General features: G+C 74.3%; 10 protein-coding genes. 3 read left to right on the forward strand and 7 right to left on the reverse strand.

Annotated features, from left to right (window positions below):
- Positions 1 to 11 precede the first annotated feature (11 nt).
- The 7 genes from NP048_RS04900 to NP048_RS04930 form a co-directional block, all read right to left on the reverse strand.
- Positions 12 to 2,759 carry an FtsX-like permease family protein gene (locus tag NP048_RS04900; RefSeq protein ID WP_227578368.1) on the reverse strand — a complete coding sequence of 916 codons (2,748 nt, stop codon included), beginning with the start codon at positions 2,757 to 2,759 and terminating at the stop codon, positions 12 to 14.
- On the reverse strand, positions 2,756 to 6,049 hold the full coding sequence (locus NP048_RS04905; RefSeq protein ID WP_227578369.1) for an FtsX-like permease family protein: 3,294 nt from the start codon (positions 6,047 to 6,049) through the stop codon (positions 2,756 to 2,758). The genes NP048_RS04900 and NP048_RS04905 overlap by 4 nt, the downstream gene beginning before the upstream one ends.
- Positions 6,049 to 6,771 (reverse strand): ABC transporter ATP-binding protein, encoded by a 723-nt coding sequence (locus NP048_RS04910; RefSeq protein WP_227578370.1) that lies wholly within the window; start codon positions 6,769 to 6,771, stop codon positions 6,049 to 6,051. Before NP048_RS04910 ends, NP048_RS04905 begins: the two co-directional genes overlap by 1 nt.
- Positions 6,768 to 7,787, reverse strand: coding sequence for an ABC transporter ATP-binding protein (locus NP048_RS04915; protein WP_227578371.1), 1,020 nt, complete (start codon positions 7,785 to 7,787; stop codon positions 6,768 to 6,770). The genes NP048_RS04910 and NP048_RS04915 overlap by 4 nt, the downstream gene beginning before the upstream one ends.
- 17 nt (positions 7,788 to 7,804) lie before the next feature.
- Positions 7,805 to 10,642, reverse strand: a complete 2,838-nt coding sequence (locus NP048_RS04920) for an FtsX-like permease family protein (RefSeq protein ID WP_227578372.1) — start codon at positions 10,640 to 10,642, stop codon at positions 7,805 to 7,807.
- A complete protein-coding gene (locus NP048_RS04925; RefSeq protein WP_227578373.1) occupies positions 10,639 to 13,995 on the reverse strand; it encodes an FtsX-like permease family protein in 3,357 nt (1,118 codons plus the stop codon). Before NP048_RS04925 ends, NP048_RS04920 begins: the two co-directional genes overlap by 4 nt.
- Before the next feature lie 191 nt (positions 13,996 to 14,186).
- Positions 14,187 to 15,620, reverse strand: a complete 1,434-nt coding sequence (locus tag NP048_RS04930; RefSeq protein WP_227578374.1) for a class II fumarate hydratase — start codon at positions 15,618 to 15,620, stop codon at positions 14,187 to 14,189.
- A 125-nt stretch (positions 15,621 to 15,745) separates the two neighbouring features.
- On the opposite strand from NP048_RS04930, the gene NP048_RS04935 reads away from it, so the two are divergent.
- Genes NP048_RS04935 through NP048_RS04945 form a run of 3 tightly spaced genes read left to right on the forward strand, consistent with a single transcriptional unit; the run spans position 15,746 to position 18,818 of the window.
- Positions 15,746 to 17,029 carry an extracellular solute-binding protein gene (locus NP048_RS04935; RefSeq protein WP_227578375.1) on the forward strand — a complete coding sequence of 428 codons (1,284 nt, stop codon included), beginning with the start codon at positions 15,746 to 15,748 and terminating at the stop codon, positions 17,027 to 17,029.
- A complete protein-coding gene (locus NP048_RS04940; RefSeq protein ID WP_227578376.1) occupies positions 17,026 to 17,988 on the forward strand; it encodes a carbohydrate ABC transporter permease in 963 nt (320 codons plus the stop codon). Before NP048_RS04935 ends, NP048_RS04940 begins: the two co-directional genes overlap by 4 nt.
- Positions 17,985 to 18,818: a carbohydrate ABC transporter permease gene (locus NP048_RS04945; protein ID WP_227578377.1), complete on the forward strand. Its 834-nt coding sequence runs from the start codon at positions 17,985 to 17,987 to the stop codon at positions 18,816 to 18,818. Before NP048_RS04940 ends, NP048_RS04945 begins: the two co-directional genes overlap by 4 nt.
- Positions 18,819 to 18,841: the final 23 nt, after the last annotated feature.

Consider the following 18,841-nt stretch of genomic DNA (forward strand, 5'->3'; position numbering starts at 1 on the left):
GGACGCGCGCGTCAGCGCGCGCCCACCCGCAGGACCTCCCCGAGCCGTTCCCGGCGCCGGACCGCCTGCTCGACCAGGACCGCCACCAGCAGCGCGACGGCGAGCGCCCCGGCGGCCACCAGCACGGGCCACCACGTGAGCTCGACCGGCACGTGCCCGGGGGCGGCCGTCACCCAGGACAGCCCGAGTGCGTCCCCCACGAGCACGGGCAGCGCGAGACCGATGGCGCTGCCGCCGACCAGACCGCCGACCACCAGCGGGGCGAGCTCGCCGAGGGTCGCCCACCGCGCCGTGCGTGCGTCGAGCCCCAGCGTGCGCAACGTGGACAGCGTGCGCCCGCGCTCGCCCGACGTCGCGACGACCACCAGTGCCAGCCCGATCACGGCGAGCACGCCCAGCGCACCGACTGCAGCGAGCAGCAGGATGGCCAGCGCGCGGGGCAGCGGCGCGTGGGACCAGGTCGCGTACCAGCCGTCGCGTGTCGTCACCGCCACCTTCGGCAGGCGCGCGATCCCGGAGTCGGCGACTGCCTGCTCCGCCCCGGGGCCGGTGACCCAGGCGCGCGTCGTCGACGGCAGGTTGTCGGTCCGGGCGGCGAGGGCAGCCGCGTCGACGACGACCACGCCGTCGTCCTGCGTGCGGGAGGCGTGCGTCGCGCGGGCATCCGCCGGTGGTGCGCCCGCGTCGATGGACAGCGACGTGGTGCCCCGCACGTCGAGGTCCACGCGTCCTTTGGTGACCTGGAGCGGGACGCCGTCCGCGGCGTCGACGCGCGCGAGGAGGTCTGCGTCGACCAGGGCGGGGACCTGCGCGCCGGACGGCTCGGCCAGGGCAGCCAGGCCCGGATCGACCGGCAGGCCCATCGCGTCACGGACCCGTGCGAGCTCCGGGGCGTCGACCACGAGCACGGCGGCGGTGAGACCGCCGCCCCTCCCGAAGATGCGCTCCTCGATCTGTGCAGCTGTGGCGACGGCCGTCACGCCGTCCGCCGAGGCGATCTGCTCCAGCGCCGCGACCGCGCTCTGCGAGGAGAGGACGCCGTCGATACGGACGTCGGCGCCGACGAGACGGTCGGCGGCGACCTGCTGCCCTTCGTGCACGTTGTGCACGACGATGCCGCTGAGGACCATGAGCGCGACAGCGACCGTCACGCTGACGAGCGGCAGCAGGGCCGTCGCACCCCGTTGCGCGCGGGTCACCGCGAGGGGAGCGGCCAGACCGCGCGACCGGGCCGCCCACCTGCCCGCAGCGCGGACCACGGCGGGCGCGGTGCGGACCACCAGGAGGGACGCGGCGACGGCCAGCAGGAAGGGTGTGGCCACGAGCAGCGGGTCCGGCTCCGCACCGTCGTCAGGCACGAGACCGCGGCCGCGCAGCGACACGAGCGCCAGCACTGCCACGGCGACGGTGACGATCTCCGCGACGAGGCGACGTGCCCCGCGCAGCCCGGCGAGCCGCGCGCGCTCCCTGCGGTCCGCCGGGACGCGACGACCGGTCCACGCCGCTGCAGCGGCCCGTGCGGCGAGGATCGAGGGCGCGGACGCGGCCACGACGACGAGAGTCGCCGGCAACCAGGTCGACCCCCGCTGACCGGGCAGCCACAGCGTGATCGCCGCACCCGCGAGGAGGGCGGCCGCGCAGGCGACAGGCACGGACTCGACGGCGCCGCGCAGCGCGACGGACGCCAGCGAGGCGCCACGGGCGCGTTCGCCCGCGAGGTGGCTGCGACGACGCTCGACGAGCAGTGCCGCCGCCAGGACGAGGCAGCACGCGGCGGTCGCACCGATGCCCGCCAGCACGAGCGACGCCTGTGCGGTCGTCGCGTGGGCGTGCGCCTCGTAGGCGTCGAGCACGTCCGGGAGCGTGCTCGTGACGTCGGGGTCCTGCGCCATGAGGGTCACGACGGTGCGACGCAGGGCGGGAACGTCCTCGGTGCGGAGCCGTTCGGAGTCGACCAGCGCGATGGCCTCACCGGTGAGCTGCTTGCTCCCGAAGTAGCGTGCCAGGTCCGAGGCGGCCACAGGAGGCACGTACAGGGAGAACGCCCCGGCCACCTCGTCCGCGGGGTCTGCCGGCACGATCTGCAGCAGGTCGGGCGCGATCGCCCAACGACCGTCGGAGGGGTCGACCGGTTCGTACAGGCCGGTGACCCAGACCTCCTGCACCGAGCTACGGTTCCTCAGCTCCACGCTCACCGGGCCCGCAGCGGGATCCACGCCGAGTGCCCGGGCGACGGGGACGCTCAGACCCACCTCGAGGTCGGGGATCGGCGGCGGGTCGGGGTCCTTCGGATCCGGGAAGACGATGAGCTCGGGAGCCTCGCCCACCGGCCACGTCACGGGCTCCGAACGCAGGCCGGGCGCGTCCATCAGGGACAGCCGCGCGGAGAGGTCCGTGCCGTCGATGGTCGTGGTGTAGGGGACGGACTCCACGACGGCGATCGCCGGGCGCAGCCCCTGGGCCACGGTGTCGATCCACCCCGCCGCCTCGAGCGGTGCGGCGAACGCGAGGCCGCCGCGGCCCTGTGGCACGGCGCGGACCGTGACCGCCCCGTCGAGCCCGGCGTTGACGACGGCCGTCCGCAGCGCCGTGACGGCAGTCCGGTCCAGCAGCCGGGGGACGGCCAGCAGCGCCAGCAGGGTCGCGATCAGCAGGAGTGCGGTGCCCAGCAGCAGGCCCGCGTCCTGCCGTGTGCGGCGGCGCGTCACGAGCAGCGCGTCACCCGTCGTCGCGCGTGCGCGTGTCGCCAGCGTCGTCATCGGTCGTCTCCCATCCGCAGGGCCGCCCCGGAGGTGCGGCGCACCCCGGCGACGACCATCGCCGCGACGACTGCCGACGCGCCCGCGGCGACGGCGAACGTCTGCAGGGCCTGGTCGCCCCAGGCCCACACGAGCCAGGGTTCCGGGGCGGGGGTGCGGCCGTCGGGCGACATCGTGAGCAGGGGTGCGACGACCGCGGCCAGGCCGTAGCCCGCCAGCACCCCGGCGAGCGCGCCGACGACGATCAGGACCGTGCTCTCGGCGAGCAGGCCGCCGACCAGCCCGGGGCGGGAGGCGCCGATGGCCTGCAGGCGCGCCAGCTCGAGCCGGCGGGCGCGCACCGACGCCGCCGCGACCGAGCCCGCGCCGATCAGGACGAGGAGCGCTGCCGAGAAGCCCACGAGGGACAGTGCGACGGGCACCGCGACACTGATCGGTCCGGTGAGCGCCTTGTCCTGCTCGCCCGCACGGGTGCGCACGACGGCGTCGACGTCGCTCAACCCGGCGGCGACGGTGGCACTCGTCGCCGCGGGTGCGGCGACCCACCACGCGTCGACCATGCCGGGGGAGCCGCCGCTCTCGAGCACCGCGCGCGTGAGCGTCGTGTGGTCCGCGAGGATCGCGATCCCGCGGGGCGCCCCCGGGACGTGGTCGACGTAGCGCACGACCCGGGCGTGGACGTTGACCCCGTTGATGCTCATCGTCAGGGCGCGCCCCGTGCCGTCCAGGCGGTCGCGCAGCGCGTGGCTCGCGACGACGGGGACGGGGCCCGGCGCCGGCCAGGCCCGTGCCACCAGCCGGGCCGGCGCGCTCGCCCAGGGGTACACCTCCATCTTCGACCGCAGGTCCAGGGAGCCCGTTGTCGGGGACATCGTGCTCTCGACCTCCGCCTGGAGGATCCTGCCCTCCTGGTGCAGGCCGGCGGACCAGCCGTCCACGTCGACGGCGACGGGCGTGCTCGGCGCGTTCTTCGCCTGCGACGCCGACCTGATGCCCTCGGAGCGGGCGACGGTGCGCACCCCGGTGATCGATAGCTCGGCCGGGGCGAGCATGACGCCGCTAGCGATCGACTGCTGGGCACTTTCGTCGAACGCATGCTCCTCGACGCTCACGAGCGTGTCCACGGCGACGACGCGCAGGGTGCCGCTACCTGCCGGGGGGACCTCGTAGACGAGGGAGAACGGCTCCCCGAGCAAGGTCGAGCGCGGCCCAAGCTGGTTGAGGACACCGCGCTCGTCCTCGACCGTCACACCGACGAGCGCCTTGCCCGTGGTTCCCTCGAGCGTGTCGACGGTGCCGTCGACCACCAGCCACTGCGAGTCGGGCGGCAGCGGGGTGCCGGCGTCGAGCGCGGGCGCCGACTCCCCGAGCTCGTCGACCACCGCGCCCCACGGCACCTCGCCGTGGCCGCGCAGGTCCTGCGGCCGTGACGCGTCGACCGCGACGAGCCGTGCGGAAACCCCGGCGGCGTTGCCCCGGGCGCCGAGCGAGATGGGACGGTTCACGACGGGTTGACCGTGCGCGTCGTCGTGGGCGGCCGTCGCCTCGCCGAACGTCACCGAGGCCGTGAGCGCGGGATCGGTGATCTCGTCCGCCCGCAGATCGGTGCCCATCGCGAGGTTCACCTGCTCCACCTGTGACGTGCGCCAGGTCGCGGCGAACCCGGTGGCGAACGTGCCCGCCGCCACCGCGATCGTGACGACCAGGACGGTGCCGGTGGCGACCGACGAGCGCCGTGCGACCTGCCACGCCGCGAGCGGGACGACGAACGATCGTGCGCGCCCTGCCAGCCGCTCACCGGCGCGTGCGACGGGGGCGACGGCGCGCAGCGCGACCGTCGCCGCAGCGAGCGTGACGAGCGCCGGGCCCGCCACGAGCACCGGGTCGATGCGGGGCCCGTCCACGCCGCCCGTCAGGGGCGAGCCGTACACCACGAGCTGCCACATCGCGAGCCCGCCGAGTGCCAGCAGTGCGACGTCGCCACCCACGCGCAGGATCCCGGCGTGCGCGGTCCCGGTCGTCGACCCCACGGTGTGCCACGCGGGGGCGCAGAGCGTCACGGCGAGCACGCCGGCCATGGCGGCGCAGGCGAGCAGTGCGCCGTCGGGCACGCCCGGATCCATCGCGTAGCCCGCGTCGGCCAGCAGGCCCGAGCGGCTCGCGAGGTCGAGCGCGAGGCCCGCGAGCCACGGCGCGACCAACCAGGTGACGCCTGCGAGCGCGAGCGCCTCGAGCACCACCAGGGAACGGAGCTGTCGTGGCGATGCCCCGCGTGCGGCGAGCAGCTCGCTCTCGACGGCGCGTCGCTCGGCCAGGAGCCGGGCCGTCAGGAGCATGACGGCAGCGGCGAGGGTCGCCAGGAGCAGCCCGATCGTGATGACGGCCGCGCGTGTGACGACGAGCTCGCGCCAGGTGGCGTCGATCGTCGCACCGATGTCCGTGACGAGCCGTCCCCCGACGTCCCCGAGTGCCGCGGCGAGCGTCTCGCTGCCGTCGGGCACCTCGGCCCGCAGCTCGGCGACCGCCGCGTCCGAGGCGCCGGCGAGCTGCGGGTAGGTGAGCAGGTACGCGGTGTCGACCTTCTCGGGACCGGCGAGCGCCGCAGGGTCCACGACCAGCGGACCCCATGCTGTGGTCGCGGCCATGCCGGCGCGGCCGGGGATGTTGTACTCCGGCTCGATCCCGCGGCCCGACAACCTGTCCCGCGACCAGGCACCGAGCGGGCGGGCCGCCTCGTGCGTCCCGACGACGACCCACGTGCGGTACTCGGTCGAGTCCCAGTCGCGCGCGTCGATGGTCGCGCCGACCTCCCACCCGCGTGCCTCGGCCGCGACGGCGGGCACGTTGACCTCGACCCGGCCGTCGTCGTCGACGGCTCGGTCCGGCCACCTGCCCGTGAGGAGGGTCGCGGCGTCGTGCGGGAGCGACGCGAGGTACGTCAGCTCGGGTTGCCTCGCTCCGGGGGCGGTCGGCAGCGCGTGGATGGCGCCGATCAGCCACGTCTCGTCGGTGGTGGGCACGTCACCGGTGATCTCGGCGATCCCGGCCCGCGCGTCCTCGAGCACCGGCCCCACGTCCTCGCCACCGACCCACAGGGTCGACTGGATGCGCACCTGCGCGGGGTCCAGCCGGTCGAGGGCCTCCGGCACCGCGCGGGTCTCCGCGACGTTCAGCAGCCCGGCGAGCACGCCGACGAGCGTCGTCGCGGCGACGGCGACGACCGCCACGACGAGAACGACGGCTGCCTGGTCCCGCAGTCGGCCGCGGAAGAGCCGTGGACGCCAGCGCATCAGCGGTTGACGAGACGACCGTCGGCGAGGTGCACGACGCGGTCCGCCAGCGCCACCATCACCGGGTCGTGGGTCGACACGATCGCGGTCATGCCCTCGGCCTCGACGACCGCACGGATGAGCGCCATGACGGCGCGGCCCGTCTCGGAGTCGAGCTGGCCCGTCGGCTCGTCGGCGATGAGCAGCCGCGGGGAGTTCGCGAGCGCACGGGCGATCGCGACGCGCTGCTGCTGACCTCCCGACAGCTGCCCCGGTCGCTGCTTGGCGTGCGGACCCAGGCCCACGAGGTCGAGCAGCAGCTCGACGCGCGCCTCGCGCTCGGCGACGGGTGTGCGCCGCATCCGTAGCGGCACACCCACGTTCTCGGCGGCCGTCAGCACGGGGACGAGACCGAACGTCTGGAACACGAACGCGACGACGTCGCGCCGCAGCGACACCAGACCCCGCTCGTCCAGCGACGACACCTCGCGCCCGGCCACGACGATGCGCCCGGCGTCGGGCCGGTCGAGCCCGCCGATCGTGTTGAGCAGCGTCGTCTTGCCGGACCCGGAGCGTCCGACGAGGGCGACCAGCTCACCCGGGGCCACCTCGAGCGAGATGTCCTGCAGCGCGTGCACCGCTGCGTGGCCGGAGCCGAAGGTGCGGTCCACGTGCTCCACGAGCACGAGGGGCCCGTCGCCCGTGCGGTCCGCACTGCGCGGGTCGGTCGTGGTGGCGGTCATCGGGCTCTCCGTCCGTGTCCGGTGCGGTGCGCGTCGGACGAGGCGTCGTCCGTCTCCGCGGCGTCCTGGCCCCGACGGACCGCGACGTGCGACTGCTCGAGCGTGAGGCGCACGCGCCCGACCAGGTCGAGGGTCTCGCGGTACTCCTGGGGCAGCTGGATGCGTCCTGCGCGGTCCAGGACGGCGAACTCCTCGGCGACCTCGTGCTCGGTCCCGTCGTCGCGCGTCGCGGTGCGGCGCAGGACCTCCGAGCTCGTACGGCCGTCGCGGATCTCGACGGTGCGCTGCACGTGGTCGCTGACGCTCGGGTCGTGCGTGACGACGACGACGGTCGTGCCCAGCTCGCGGTTGACCGAGCGCATCGCCTCGAGGACGTCGTTCGACGTCGCGGTGTCGAGCTCGCCGGTGGGCTCGTCGGCGAACAGGACGCGCGGGGAGTTGGCCAGGCCGACCGCGATCGCGACGCGCTGCTGCTCGCCGCCGGACATCTGGCCGGGCCGCCGGTCGGCGCAGTACGCGACGCCCAGCACGTCGAGGAGGGCCGCGGCCTCGGTGCGCCGCTGCTGCCGGGGGCGACCGGCGAGCGACATGGGCAGCTCGACGTTCTCCTTGGCCGTCAGGTACGGCACGAGGTTCCGCGCCGTCTGCTGCCACACGAACCCGACGGTGGAGCGGCGGTACTCGACGCGCTCGCGGGCGGTCATCGTCATGAGGTCCCACTCGGCGACCCGCACGTTGCCCGCGGTCGGCACGTCGAGCCCCGACAGCACCGACAGCAGCGTCGACTTGCCGGACCCGGACGCGCCGACGACGGCGACGAGCTCGCCCTCCTCGACGAGCAGGTCCAGACCCTGCAGGGCCTGCACCTCGATGCCCTCGGACTGGTAGATGCGCACGAGGGACTCGCACACGATCAGCGACGTCCGCCCGAACGCCTCGGGACGTGCCCGGGCACGTTCCTCCAGCACGGCGAGGCTCGTCGGGGGCGCGTCCTGCACCGTCGACCTGTGGTCCATGGCTTGCTCCATCCTGGTCACCGTTCACCCACCCGCAGTACTTCTCCCAGCCGGTCCCGCCGCCGCACGGCCTGCTCCGCCGCGACGGCGACGACCAGTGCGAGGAGCAGGACGACCACCGCCGCCACCACCGGCCACCACGTGAGGTCGACCGTGGCGCCCTCCGGCTCGGCCGTGAGCAGCGTCAGCCCGAGGGCGTCGCCGACCAGCGCCGGCACGCCCAGCCCGATCACGACCCCACCGACCAGCCCGCCCAGCACCAGCGGGGCGAGCTCGCCCAGCGTGGCCCAGCGCGCGGTGCGGGCGTCGAGCCCGAGCGTGCGCAGCGCCGACAGGGTCCGCCCCCGCTCGCGTGCCGTGGCGACGACGACGAGCACCAGCGCCAGCACCGACAGGGCCGCGAGGACACCGACCGAGGCGATGAACATGGTGGTCAGCGCCGACGTCAGCGGGCCCTGCGACCACGCGGTCCACCAGCCGTCGCGCGTCGTCACGACGATGCCGGACGTGGCGGTCGGGGCGACGTCGGTGGCCGTGACCGCGGCCACCGCACCCGGGCCGGACACCCACGCGCGGTCCACCCGCGGCGCCTGCTCGGTCACGTCCGCGAGCAGTTCACGGTCGACCACCACGAGCCCGTCGTCCTGGTCGCGCGCGCCGACGTTCGCGTCGACGGGTTCACCCTTGTCGGGCGTCAGGTCCGTGGTGCCGCGCACATCGATCGTCATCGTCCCGCTGAAGCCGGACATGAGGACCTCGGTGCCCTCGATCGCGGCCCGCTCGAGCAGAGCGGCGCTCACGAGGGCGGGCACGGAGCCGTCGGGGCCGGGTTCACCGAGCATCGCGAGCCCGTCGTCGACCGGCAGCCCCATGGACCGTCGCGCCTCGGCGAGCTCGGCCGCGTCCACGACGAGCAGCGTGGCGGTGACCCCGGTGAACTCGCCGAACGCACGGCGGGTCAGCTGGGTGCCCGTCGCGACGGCGGTCACGCCCGGGTCGGCCGCGAGCCGCCCGAGCAGGTCGCCGCCCACCTCCGTGTCGAGCAGGCCGTCGAGCCGCACGGGTGCGCCGACGAGCTGGTCGGCGGCCAGGTGCTGGCCGGACCGGATCGTGTGGACCAGGGTCCCGGACATCACGACGAGCGCGACCGCGACCGTGACGGTGAGCAGCGGCACGACCGCCGTCGCGGCGCCGTGGGCGCGGGCGACGGCCAGCGGCGCGGCGAGCCCGCGCGAGCGCGTCACCCACCGGCCGGCGGCACGGACCACCGCGGGGGAGACCCGCACGACCACCAGGGCGGCGGCGCAGGCCAGCAGCACGGGCGCGGCCGCGAGCAGGGGGTCGACCTCGCCCGAGGCGAGCGGGACGAGCCCGCGGCCGCGGACGGAGACGACGGCGGCGACGGCGAGCAGCACCACGAGCGCCTCGGCGACGAGGCGCCGCACCCCCCGGCGTGCGCGCTGCGCCGCACGGACGCGCCGGTCGGCGGGTACCCGGCGGCCCGTCCACGCCTGCGCGGCCTCGCGTGCCGCGAGCACGGCCGGGGCGAGAGCGGCGACGACCCCGACGGCCACGGCCAGCAGCGCGGACCCCGGCTGGTCGTACAGCCACGCGAGCACGGCGCCCGTCGCGATCACGCCGACGCCGATCACGACCGGCACGGACTCCAGCAGCGCGCGCGTCAGGATCGAGGCGATCGACGCCCCGCGCGCCCGCTCGGCCACGAGGAAGGGACGGCGCCGGGCGACCAGGAGGGACGCGGCGAGCACGAGGCACAGCGCCGCCGTGCTCGCGACTCCCGCGACGATCAGCGAGGCCTGGGCGCGTGCCGCGGACATGCGGGCGTCGAACGCCGCGACGACCTGCGGGAGCCCGCTGGAGAGCTGCCCGGTCCTGGCGGCGAAGGAGATGACCTCGGACGTGAGGGCGTGCACGTCACCGAGTGATATCCCCTCGGTCCGCACGGCGGCGCGCGCCGTCCCGCCGACCTTCCCCCGGCCTGCGACCTCCACCATGTCGTGGACGGTCTCGAAGGGGACGTACGCCGCCGTGTGGAGGGCCGTCTTGGTCGTGGACGGGGAGGTGATCGGTCCGAGCAGCCCGGGCTGCCCGACCCAGACCTGGTCCTGCGCGTCGACGGGCTCGTACAGGCCGGTGATGACGACCTGGTCGAACCTGCTCTCGGTCCGCCGGTCGATCGTGTACGGCCCGTCCTCGAGCGTGATGCCGAGGACGGCAGCCGTGGCGGTGCTCAGACCGACCTGGACCGTGTGGTGCGACGCACCGTCCGGTGCGGTCCCGTCCTCGTCGACCGCCTCGCCCTCCGCGTCCGCCGCCTCACCCTCCGCGTCCGCCGCCTCACCCTCCGCGTCCGCCGCCTCGTCCTCGGCGGGGACCGCAGGGCTGGGCGCGGTGCCCGCGACCCAGCGGACCGGCGACGGGCTGCCGGGCGTCGCGACGTGCACGAGCTCGAGGCCGAACAGGCCGGCAGGCGAGTCGGCGACGACGTGTCCCGACCTCACCGTCACGACCGTGCTCTCGGTGGCGTGGCCGAACTCCCGCTCCAGCCAGTCCGCCGCGGCGTACGCGTCGTCGACGGGACCCTCCGAGAGGTCGATCACCGGCGGTGGCACGCCGATGAGGTCGGCGTCGGTGCCGGCCGCGCGGATGGTCTGGCGGACGGCCTCGTCCGCGGTCCGCTCGAGCAGGCGCGGCACCCCGAGCGTCAGGAAGAGGGTGACCAGCAGCAGCAGCGCGGTGCCGACGAGCAGACCGGTGTCCTGCCTCGCGCGTCGCTTCGTGACGAGCAGGGCGTCGGCGCCGGTGGCACGCAGGCGCGTCTCGAGAGTGGTCACCGGTCGTCCCCCAGCCGCAGCAGCGCGCCCGACGCGCGTCGGACCAGGACCGCGGCGAGGACCGCGACGACGGCGCACGCGGCGAGCGCCAGGCCGCCCGTGATCGCGAGCGCTGCGACGTCGTCCCAGCTCGGTACGGGTGCGGGCACCGGTGTCCGGCCGTCGGCGGACACCGTCAGGACGGGCCCGACGACCCGGGCCAGGCCGTAGCCGATCCCGAGGCCCGCGGCGGCACCGAGCGTCACCAGCAGCGTGTGCTCGCCCACGAGCCCGGCGACGAGCGAGGGCCGCGCCGCACCGAGCGCCTGCAGCCGCGCCAGCTCCAGGCGACGCGAGCGCACGGCGGCCGTGGCGCTCGTGCCCAGCCCTACGAGGACCAGGACACCGGTCGCAGCGGTGACGAGGGACAACGCCGCGGGCACGGCAGCCCGCAGCGGGCCCGTCACCGCGGACGCGCGTTCGGTCACCCGCACGGTCGCGTTCCCGCCCGCGGCAGCCGCCACGGCCGCCGCGAGAGCCGGGGCGTCGTCGTCGGACGCCGTCAGCCACCACGCGTCGGCGAGGGTGTCGGTGCCCCCGGCCTCGACGATCGCCCGGCCGAGCGCGGTCTGGTCCACGAGCATGGCGGGCCCGCGCGGGCTCCCGGGAAGGTAGGGCACGATGCCGTCGACCTGCATCTTCACCGCGGCGTCGCCGACCCTCATCCAGAAGACGTCGACCGGGCCGCCGAGGACCGCGCTCTCGGCGAGCTCCTCGGTGATCACGGCCCGCACGAACCCCTGCGGTTCCCAGGTGTACGCGACGAGACCACCGTTGGTGCTCGTCATCCCCGTCATGTCGAACTCACCGTCGAGCAGCAGCGCGTTCGCGGGCAGACCCGCCGGGTGGGGCACCGTCGCCGCCGTGCCCGAGACCAACGAGCGAGGCGTGCCCTTGCTGGTCGTGTAGCCCTGCCAGGCGGCGCCGCTGAGGTCGACCGGCGTGCCGGCGGTCGACAGGGCCACCTGCTCCTCGGTCACCCCGGCGGCACGGTCGACCACGCGCGCGTCGTGCAGCGCGAGGCCGACGTGGCCGACCCGTTCGGCGGGTCCTGTCGCGTCGGTGGCGGCGCGCGGCGGCTCGAGGAGGGTGATCGACGCGGTGGCGGCGACGAGGCGCACCGTGCCCAGAGCCCGCGGCAGCGGCACCACGACCTCCTGCGGCACGCCCAGGTTCAGCTTGGGCACGGTCACCCAGGACCGCAGGCCCGCGTCGTCCTCGACGGCCAGCCTCAGGCTGGCGCTGCCCACCGCGGCCGGCACGGAGGCGGACGTCACGGTGGCGACGAGCCACTGGGGCTCCCCGGGGAGCGGCTCGCCGGGACTCTTCTCGATGGGCTTGCCGTTGCTCGTGAGCGACAGACGACCGACGACGTCGGGCCAGCCCGGCTGCGAGCGGCCCCGCAGCGCCTCCGGGTGGTCGGTGTCGACGGCGAGGAGCTGCGTGTCGACCAGGGCGCTGCCGCGTTCGGTCCCGAGCGACTGTCCGACGACCACCGGCCGTTGTCCGACGGGCTGCACCCGGGTGCCGGCGGGGGCGTCCGCGACGGCGGCGCGCACGTCCGCCGACGTCGTCAGGGGGTCACCGCGCTGGACGTCCACACGGGCGTCGGTGCCCACCGCGACGTCGACCTGCTCGAGCTGTGACGTGCGCCAGGTCGTCTGGAAAGCGTGCGAGAACGTGGCGGCCGCCACGGCGAGGACGATGACGAGCGTCGTGCCGGCCGCGGCGGCGGGACGGCGTGCCACCTGCCAGGCGGCGAGCGGGGCGACCAGCGAGCGGCTGCGGTCGGCGAGCGCGTCGGCGACGCGAGCGACGGGCGTGACGAGTCGCAGCGCGAGCACCGCGGCACCGAGCGCGACCAGGGCCGGCCCGGCCACGAGCACGGGGTCGAGGCGCACACCCGCCGCCGACGTCGACGCCGTCAGCGGGGCGCCGTAGTCGAGCAGCTGCCACAGCGTGACCCCGGCGAGCGCGACGAGGGCGAGGTCCGCACCCGTGCGGACGAGCCCGACGTGCGCGGACGAGCTCGACGAGCCGCTGACGTGCCACGACGGCACGACGAGGGCCACGGCCAGGACGGTCGCGACGGCGGCGCACGCGATCCACACCGAGAAGGGGACGCCGGGTGGCGTGTGGAGCCCGGCGGGGTCGAGCCCGCCGTACGCGGCGAGCCACGAGAACGCGCCGCGCGCCAGCCACGGGGCGACGGCGGCCGCGACGGCGGCCAGGAGCACGGCCTCGAGGACGGCGAGCGACCGCAGCTGGCTCGGCGAGGCGCCCCGCGCGGCGACGAGCTCACTCCCGGCGGCACGCCGCTCCCCGAGCATGCGGGCGGCGAGCAGCATGACGGTCGTCGCCAGCACGACGAGGAGCAGCCCGACCACGATCACGCCGATGCGCGTCACCGCGAGCTCACGCCATGCCGCGTCGATGGTCTCGTCGAGCGTCGTGCGCACCGCGCCGCTGACGTCGGCCTCGCCGAGCGCCTTGGCCAGGAGCACCTGCGCCGAGTCGAGTGCCTCCCGTGTCGCCGGGACCGCGCCGCGGGGGGCGTCGTCGACCTGCGGGGTGACGTACAGCTGCGCCGTGTCGACCAGACCCTCGCCGAGCAGCGCTTCGGGCGCGACGATCATGGGTCCCCACAGGTCGGTGAGGATCTTGCCCATCTTGCCGGGCACGGGGAAGGCCCCGTCGTGCGAGGTGCCGCCCAGCCGGTCCCGCTTCCACTCCGTCGCCGTGCCGGTGATCCGGTGTGTGCCGACGACGAGCCACGTGTCCGTCGTCTCCGCGCCGGCCACGTGCACCGGCACCTGGCTGCCGACGCTCCACCCGTACCGCTGCGCGGCCACCTGCGGGACGTTGACCAGCAGCAGACCGGCGTCGTCCCGCGCCCGGTCGGGCCAGGTCCCGGACAGCAGGTCCGCCTGCTCGGGTACCAGCGGGGTGCTGGCCGCGTACGCGAGCGGGTCCGCGGGCGTCCCGTCGGGGCGTGGCAGCGACCACAGGCGCCCGTGCAGCCACGCCTCGCTCTCGGCGGGCAGGTCGCCCAGGACCCCGGTCAGACTCCGCTCGGCCGCGGTGAGCGCCGCCGCGGAGTCCTTGTTGCGCACCCGGATGTTGGCCTCGAGCGTCACCGCCGAGTCGGGTGCCCGCGCGATCGCGGCGTCGAGCGCGTCATTGCTCGTGACGTCGAGGAGGAACGCGAAGGTGCCGAGCAGGGTGGTCGCGACGAACGTGACCAGGGCGACCGTCGCGACGACCGCGGCCTGGTCGCGCAGACGTCCGAGGAGGACCTGCGACCGCCACCCCATTCGGCCCACCTCTCGCAGCACCACTGACCGCCCGGTGCGGCTCGGCTGACGGCGATGCTAGGCGACACGAAGCCGCAGGTGGAGGCTGCCTCAACACCCGTTCGAGTGACACAAAAGGTTGGGTAGCAACGGGGGTGGATTCACCCTCCCGGGTGCGTCCGGACCGTGTGATCCGGACGCACCCCGGCGGCTCACGCCTGCGGCGGGCGCGTCATCGCGAGCACGTCGAGCGCCGTGTCGAGCTGCTCGATCGTCAGCTCGCCCCGCTCGACGAAGCCCAGGTCGATGGTCGCCTGGCGGATCGTGACGCCCGCCTTCACGGCGTGCTTCGCGATCTTCGCGGCGTTCTCGTAGCCGATCGTCCGGTTGAGCGGCGTGACGATCGACGGCGAGGACTCGGCGAGCGCGCGGGCGCGCTCGACGTTGGGCGTCGTGCCTGCGACGGTGCGGTCGGCCAGCACGCGCGACGCGTTGGCCAGCAGGCGGATCGACTCGAGCACGGCCGACGCGATGACGGGGATCTGCACGTTGAGCTCGAACGAGCCCGACGCGCCGGCCCACGCGACCGTCGCGTCGTTGCCGACGACGCGCGAGCAGACCATGAGCACGGCCTCCGGGACGACCGGGTTGACCTTGCCGGGCATGATCGACGAGCCGGGCTGCAGGTCGGGCAGCGCGATCTCGCCGAGCCCCGTGTTGGGGCCGGACCCCATCCAGCGCAGGTCGTTGCAGATCTTCGTCAGGCTCACGGCGATGGTGCGCAGCGCGCCCGACAGCTCGACGAGGCCGTCGCGCGACGACTGCGCCTCGAAGTGGTTACGCGCCTCGGTCAGCGGCAGGCCCGTGTCCTCGACGAGCAGCGCGATGACCCGCTGCGGGAACCCGGCGGGGGTGTTGATGCCCGTGCCGACGGCCGTACCGCCCAGGGGGACCTCGGCGGCGCGCGGCAGCGCCGCCTGCAGGCGCTCGACGCCGTAGCGCACCGCCGCGGCGTACCCGCCGAACTCCTGGCCGAGGGTCACCGGGGTCGCGTCCATGAGGTGGGTGCGACCGGACTTCACGACCTGCGCCCACGCGGTCGCCTTCTCCTCGAGCGCGCCCGCGAGGTGCTCGAGCGCCGGGACGAGGTCGCGGACGACGCCCGCGGTGGCGGCCACGTGCACCGACGTCGGGAAGACGTCGTTCGACGACTGCGACGCGTTCACGTGGTCGTTCGGGTGGACGGCGCGGCCCAGCAGGCGTGTGGCGAGCGTCGCGAGGACCTCGTTGGTGTTCATGTTCGAGCTGGTGCCCGAGCCGGTCTGGTAGACGTCGACGGGGAAGTCGGCGTCGTGGACGCCCGACGCGACCTCGTCCGCGGCGGTGGCGATCGCGTCGGCGACGTCCTGGGGGAGCACACCCAGCTCGGCATTCGCGCGCGCGGCCGCCTTCTTCACGCGCGCGAGCGCCTCGATGTGGCCACGCTCGAGCGTGCTCCCCGAGATCGGGAAGTTCTCGACCGCGCGCTGGGTCTGCGCGCGGTACAGCGCGTGGGCCGGCACGCGGACCTCACCCATCGTGTCGTGCTCGATGCGGTACGCGGGCTGGGCCTCGGCCGCGACGTCGGGACCGTTCGTGTCAGTCATGCGCCCATCCTTCCACCGCCGTCGCGTCGGGGCGCGCAGGCTTCCGGTGGCGGAACGTCGCAGGTCGTAGTCCTATGTGAAGCACCGAAAGACCCTTCCGACGACGCGAGAGGTCAGGTACCCCGGTGCAACGACGCACAGCCCTCCTCGCCCTGGCACTGGTGGCCCCGTTGGCCGCCTGCGCGTCGGCCGAGGCCGGGCCGCCCACGCTGACGTGGTACATCAACCCCGACTCCGGCGGGCAGGCGCGCATCGCGGCCGAGTGCAGCGAGGAGTCCGACGGCGCGTACCGCCTCGACGTCGCACTCCTGCCGCGCGACGCCCCGGGCCAGCGCGAGCAGCTGGTCCGGCGGCTCGCGGCCAACGACACGTCGATCGACCTCATGAGCATCGACCCGCCGTTCGTCCCGGAGTTCTCCAACGCGGGCTTCCTGGCCGAGATCCCGGACGACGTGGCGCAGACCGTGACGCAGGACGTGGCCGAGGGGGCCGTCGCGGCGGCCACGTACGGCGACGAGCTCGTCGTCGTGCCGTTCTGGGCCAACACGCAGCTGCTCTGGTACCGCAAGTCCGTGGCCGAGGCCGCCGGCCTGGACATGTCGCAGCCGGTCACGTGGGACCAGATCATCGACGCGGCCGAGCAGCAGGACGTCACGGTCGCGGTCCAGGGCACGCGCGCCGAGTCGCTCACCGTGTGGGTCAACGCGCTGGTCGAGTCCGCCGGCGGGCACATCCTCGAGAACCCCGACGAGGAGGACCCGCAGGCCGTCACCCCGAGCCTCGACAGCGACGCGGGCCGCGCCGCTGCGCAGATCATCTCGGACCTCGCCGCCTCGGGTGTCGGGGGGCCGCAGCTCTCCAACGCCGACGAGGACATCAACGCCTCGATGTTCGAGGGGGACTCCGCGGGCTTCATGGTCAACTGGCCGTTCGTCTGGCAGCGCGGCAACGCGGGCGTCGAGTCCGGCAGCCTCGACCAGTCGGTCGTCGACGACTACGGCTGGGCGCTGTACCCGCAGGCGGTCGAGGGGGAGCAGTCCCGCCCGCCGATCGGGGGCGTGACGCTGGGTGTCAGTGCGTTCAGCGAGAACCCCGACCTGGCGTTCGAGGCCGCACAGTGCATCGTCCAGCCCGAGAAGCAGGCGGAGTACTACGTCTCCGACGGCAACCCGCCCGGGTCCCTCGTGGCGTTCGACGACCCCGAGGTGCAGGAGGCCTTCCCGATGGCCGACCTCATCCGCGAGTCGCTGCAGAACGCCGCACCGCGACCGCAGACGCCGTTCTACAACGAGGTGTCGACGAGCGTGCAGCGCACGTGGCACTCGCCCCGCAGCGTCTCCCCGGACTCCACCCCGGCTTCCGGCGACACGCTCATCACCGACGTCCTGCAGGGGAGGGCACTGCTGTGAGCGCCGCGACCACCACCGTCCCGGCCGCGGCTGACGCGGCCACCGGCGGTCCCCGCAAGCCGCGCCGGTCGGACCGGGCGCGCCAGGAGGCCCGGCTCGGGCTGCTGCTGTGCGCGCCCGCGATCCTCGTCCTCGTCGCCGTCGTGGGGTACCCGATCCTGCAGGCCGTCTGGGACTCGCTGTACAGCTACAAGCTCACCAACCCCGACGCGCGGCGCTTCGTCGGCCTGGAGAACTACGCGCTGATCCTGTCCGACCCGATCTGGTGGCAGGCGCTGTGGGTGACCGTGCTCATCACGGTCGTCACCGTGGTCGTCGAGCTCGTCCTCGGGTTCGCCCTGGCGCTCGTGATGAACAACGCGCTCGGCACCCTGCGTCCCGCGCTGCGCACGGCGATCCTCATCCCGTACGCCATCATCACGGTCGTCTCGGCGTTCGCGTTCCGGTTCATGTTCGACCTGACCAGCGGGTTCATGAACAGCTGGCTGCCGTTCGTGCCCGACGACCTGGACTGGTTCGCGTCGTTCGGCACCGCGGTCACGGTCATCTCCATCTCGGAGATCTGGAAGACGACGCCGTTCATCTCGCTGTTGCTGCTGTCGGGGCTCGCGCAGGTCCCGGGTGAGCTGCAGGAGGCGGCGAAGGTCGACGGCGCCACCTGGTGGCAGCGGATGCGTCGCGTGACGATCCCGAACATGAAGGCCGCGATCATGGTCGCGCTGCTGTTCCGGGCCCTCGACGCGTTCCGCATCTTCGACAACATCTTCATCATGACGAACGGCGCGGCCGGCACCGAGTCGGTGTCGTTCCTGGCCTACCGGCAGACCATCCAGCGCCTGGAGATCGGCATCGGTTCGGCGGTGTCCGTGCTGCTGACCATCTGCGTCGCGCTCATCGCGCTGGTGTTCGTCAAGGGCTTCAAGGTCAACCTGGCGGCGTCGACGAGGGCGGGACGATGAGCGGGCGGACGAAGGCGTGGTGGTGGGTCGGCGGGATCCTGATCGTCCTGTACTGCCTGTTCCCGGTGGCGTGGATCGTGTCGCTGTCGCTCAAGGCGCCGGCCGACCTCGACGACGGGTCGTTCCTGCCCACGGCGGTGTCGTGGCAGAACTACCAGCTCATCCTCACCGGTGACGCGTCCGAGCTGTTCCTGCCGGCGCTGCGCAACTCCGTGGGCATCTGCCTCATCGCCACCGGGATCGCGGTCGTGCTGGCGGCGCTGTGCGCGTACGCGGTCGCCCGACTCGACTTCCCCGGCAAGGCGCTGGTGCTCGGCCTGGCGCTCGGGGTGTCGATGTTCCCCGTCATCTCGATCGTCACGCCGCTGTTCAACATCTGGCGTGCGATCGGGTTGTTCGACACGTGGCCCGGTCTGATCATCCCGTACCTGTCGATCACGCTGCCGCTGTCGATCTGGACTCTCACGGCGTTCTTCCGCGAGATCCCCTGGGAGATGGAGCAGGCCGCGCAGGTCGACGGCGCGACGACCGCCCAGGCGTTCCGCAAGGTCATCGTGCCGCTCGCAGGCCCGGGTGTGGCGACCACCGCGATCATCGCGTTCTTCCTCGCGTGGAACGACTTCGTCTACGGCATCTCGCTGACGTCCACCGAGCGCGCCCGGCCCGTGCCGGCTGCGCTCGCGTTCTTCACCGGTGCCTCGCAGTTCGAGGAGCCCACGGGGGCCATCTCGGCCGCCGCCGTCATCGTCACCATCCCCGTCGTCGTGCTGGTGCTGCTGTTCCAGCGTCAGATCGTCGCCGGACTCACCCAGGGCGCCGTCAAGGGCTGACCCGTCCGACGTCCGAAGGAGGA

It is taken from the genome of Cellulomonas xiejunii (assembly GCF_024508315.1).
Taxonomy (GTDB): domain Bacteria; phylum Actinomycetota; class Actinomycetes; order Actinomycetales; family Cellulomonadaceae; genus Cellulomonas; species Cellulomonas xiejunii.

Bases quoted from the DNA above. Each gene is read 5' to 3' on its own strand.
- NP048_RS04900 (WP_227578368.1), bottom strand. From the start codon at position 2,759: ATGACGACGCTGGCGACACGCGCACGCGCGACGACGGGTGACGCGCTG.
- NP048_RS04905 (WP_227578369.1), bottom strand. From the start codon at position 6,049: ATGCGCTGGCGTCCACGGCTCTTCCGCGGCCGACTGCGGGACCAGGCA.
- NP048_RS04910 (WP_227578370.1), bottom strand. From the start codon at position 6,771: ATGACCGCCACCACGACCGACCCGCGCAGTGCGGACCGCACGGGCGAC.
- NP048_RS04915 (WP_227578371.1), bottom strand. From the start codon at position 7,787: ATGGACCACAGGTCGACGGTGCAGGACGCGCCCCCGACGAGCCTCGCC.
- NP048_RS04925 (WP_227578373.1), bottom strand. From the start codon at position 13,995: ATGGGGTGGCGGTCGCAGGTCCTCCTCGGACGTCTGCGCGACCAGGCC.
- NP048_RS04930 (WP_227578374.1), bottom strand. From the start codon at position 15,620: ATGACTGACACGAACGGTCCCGACGTCGCGGCCGAGGCCCAGCCCGCG.
- NP048_RS04945 (WP_227578377.1), top strand. From the start codon at position 17,985: ATGAGCGGGCGGACGAAGGCGTGGTGGTGGGTCGGCGGGATCCTGATC.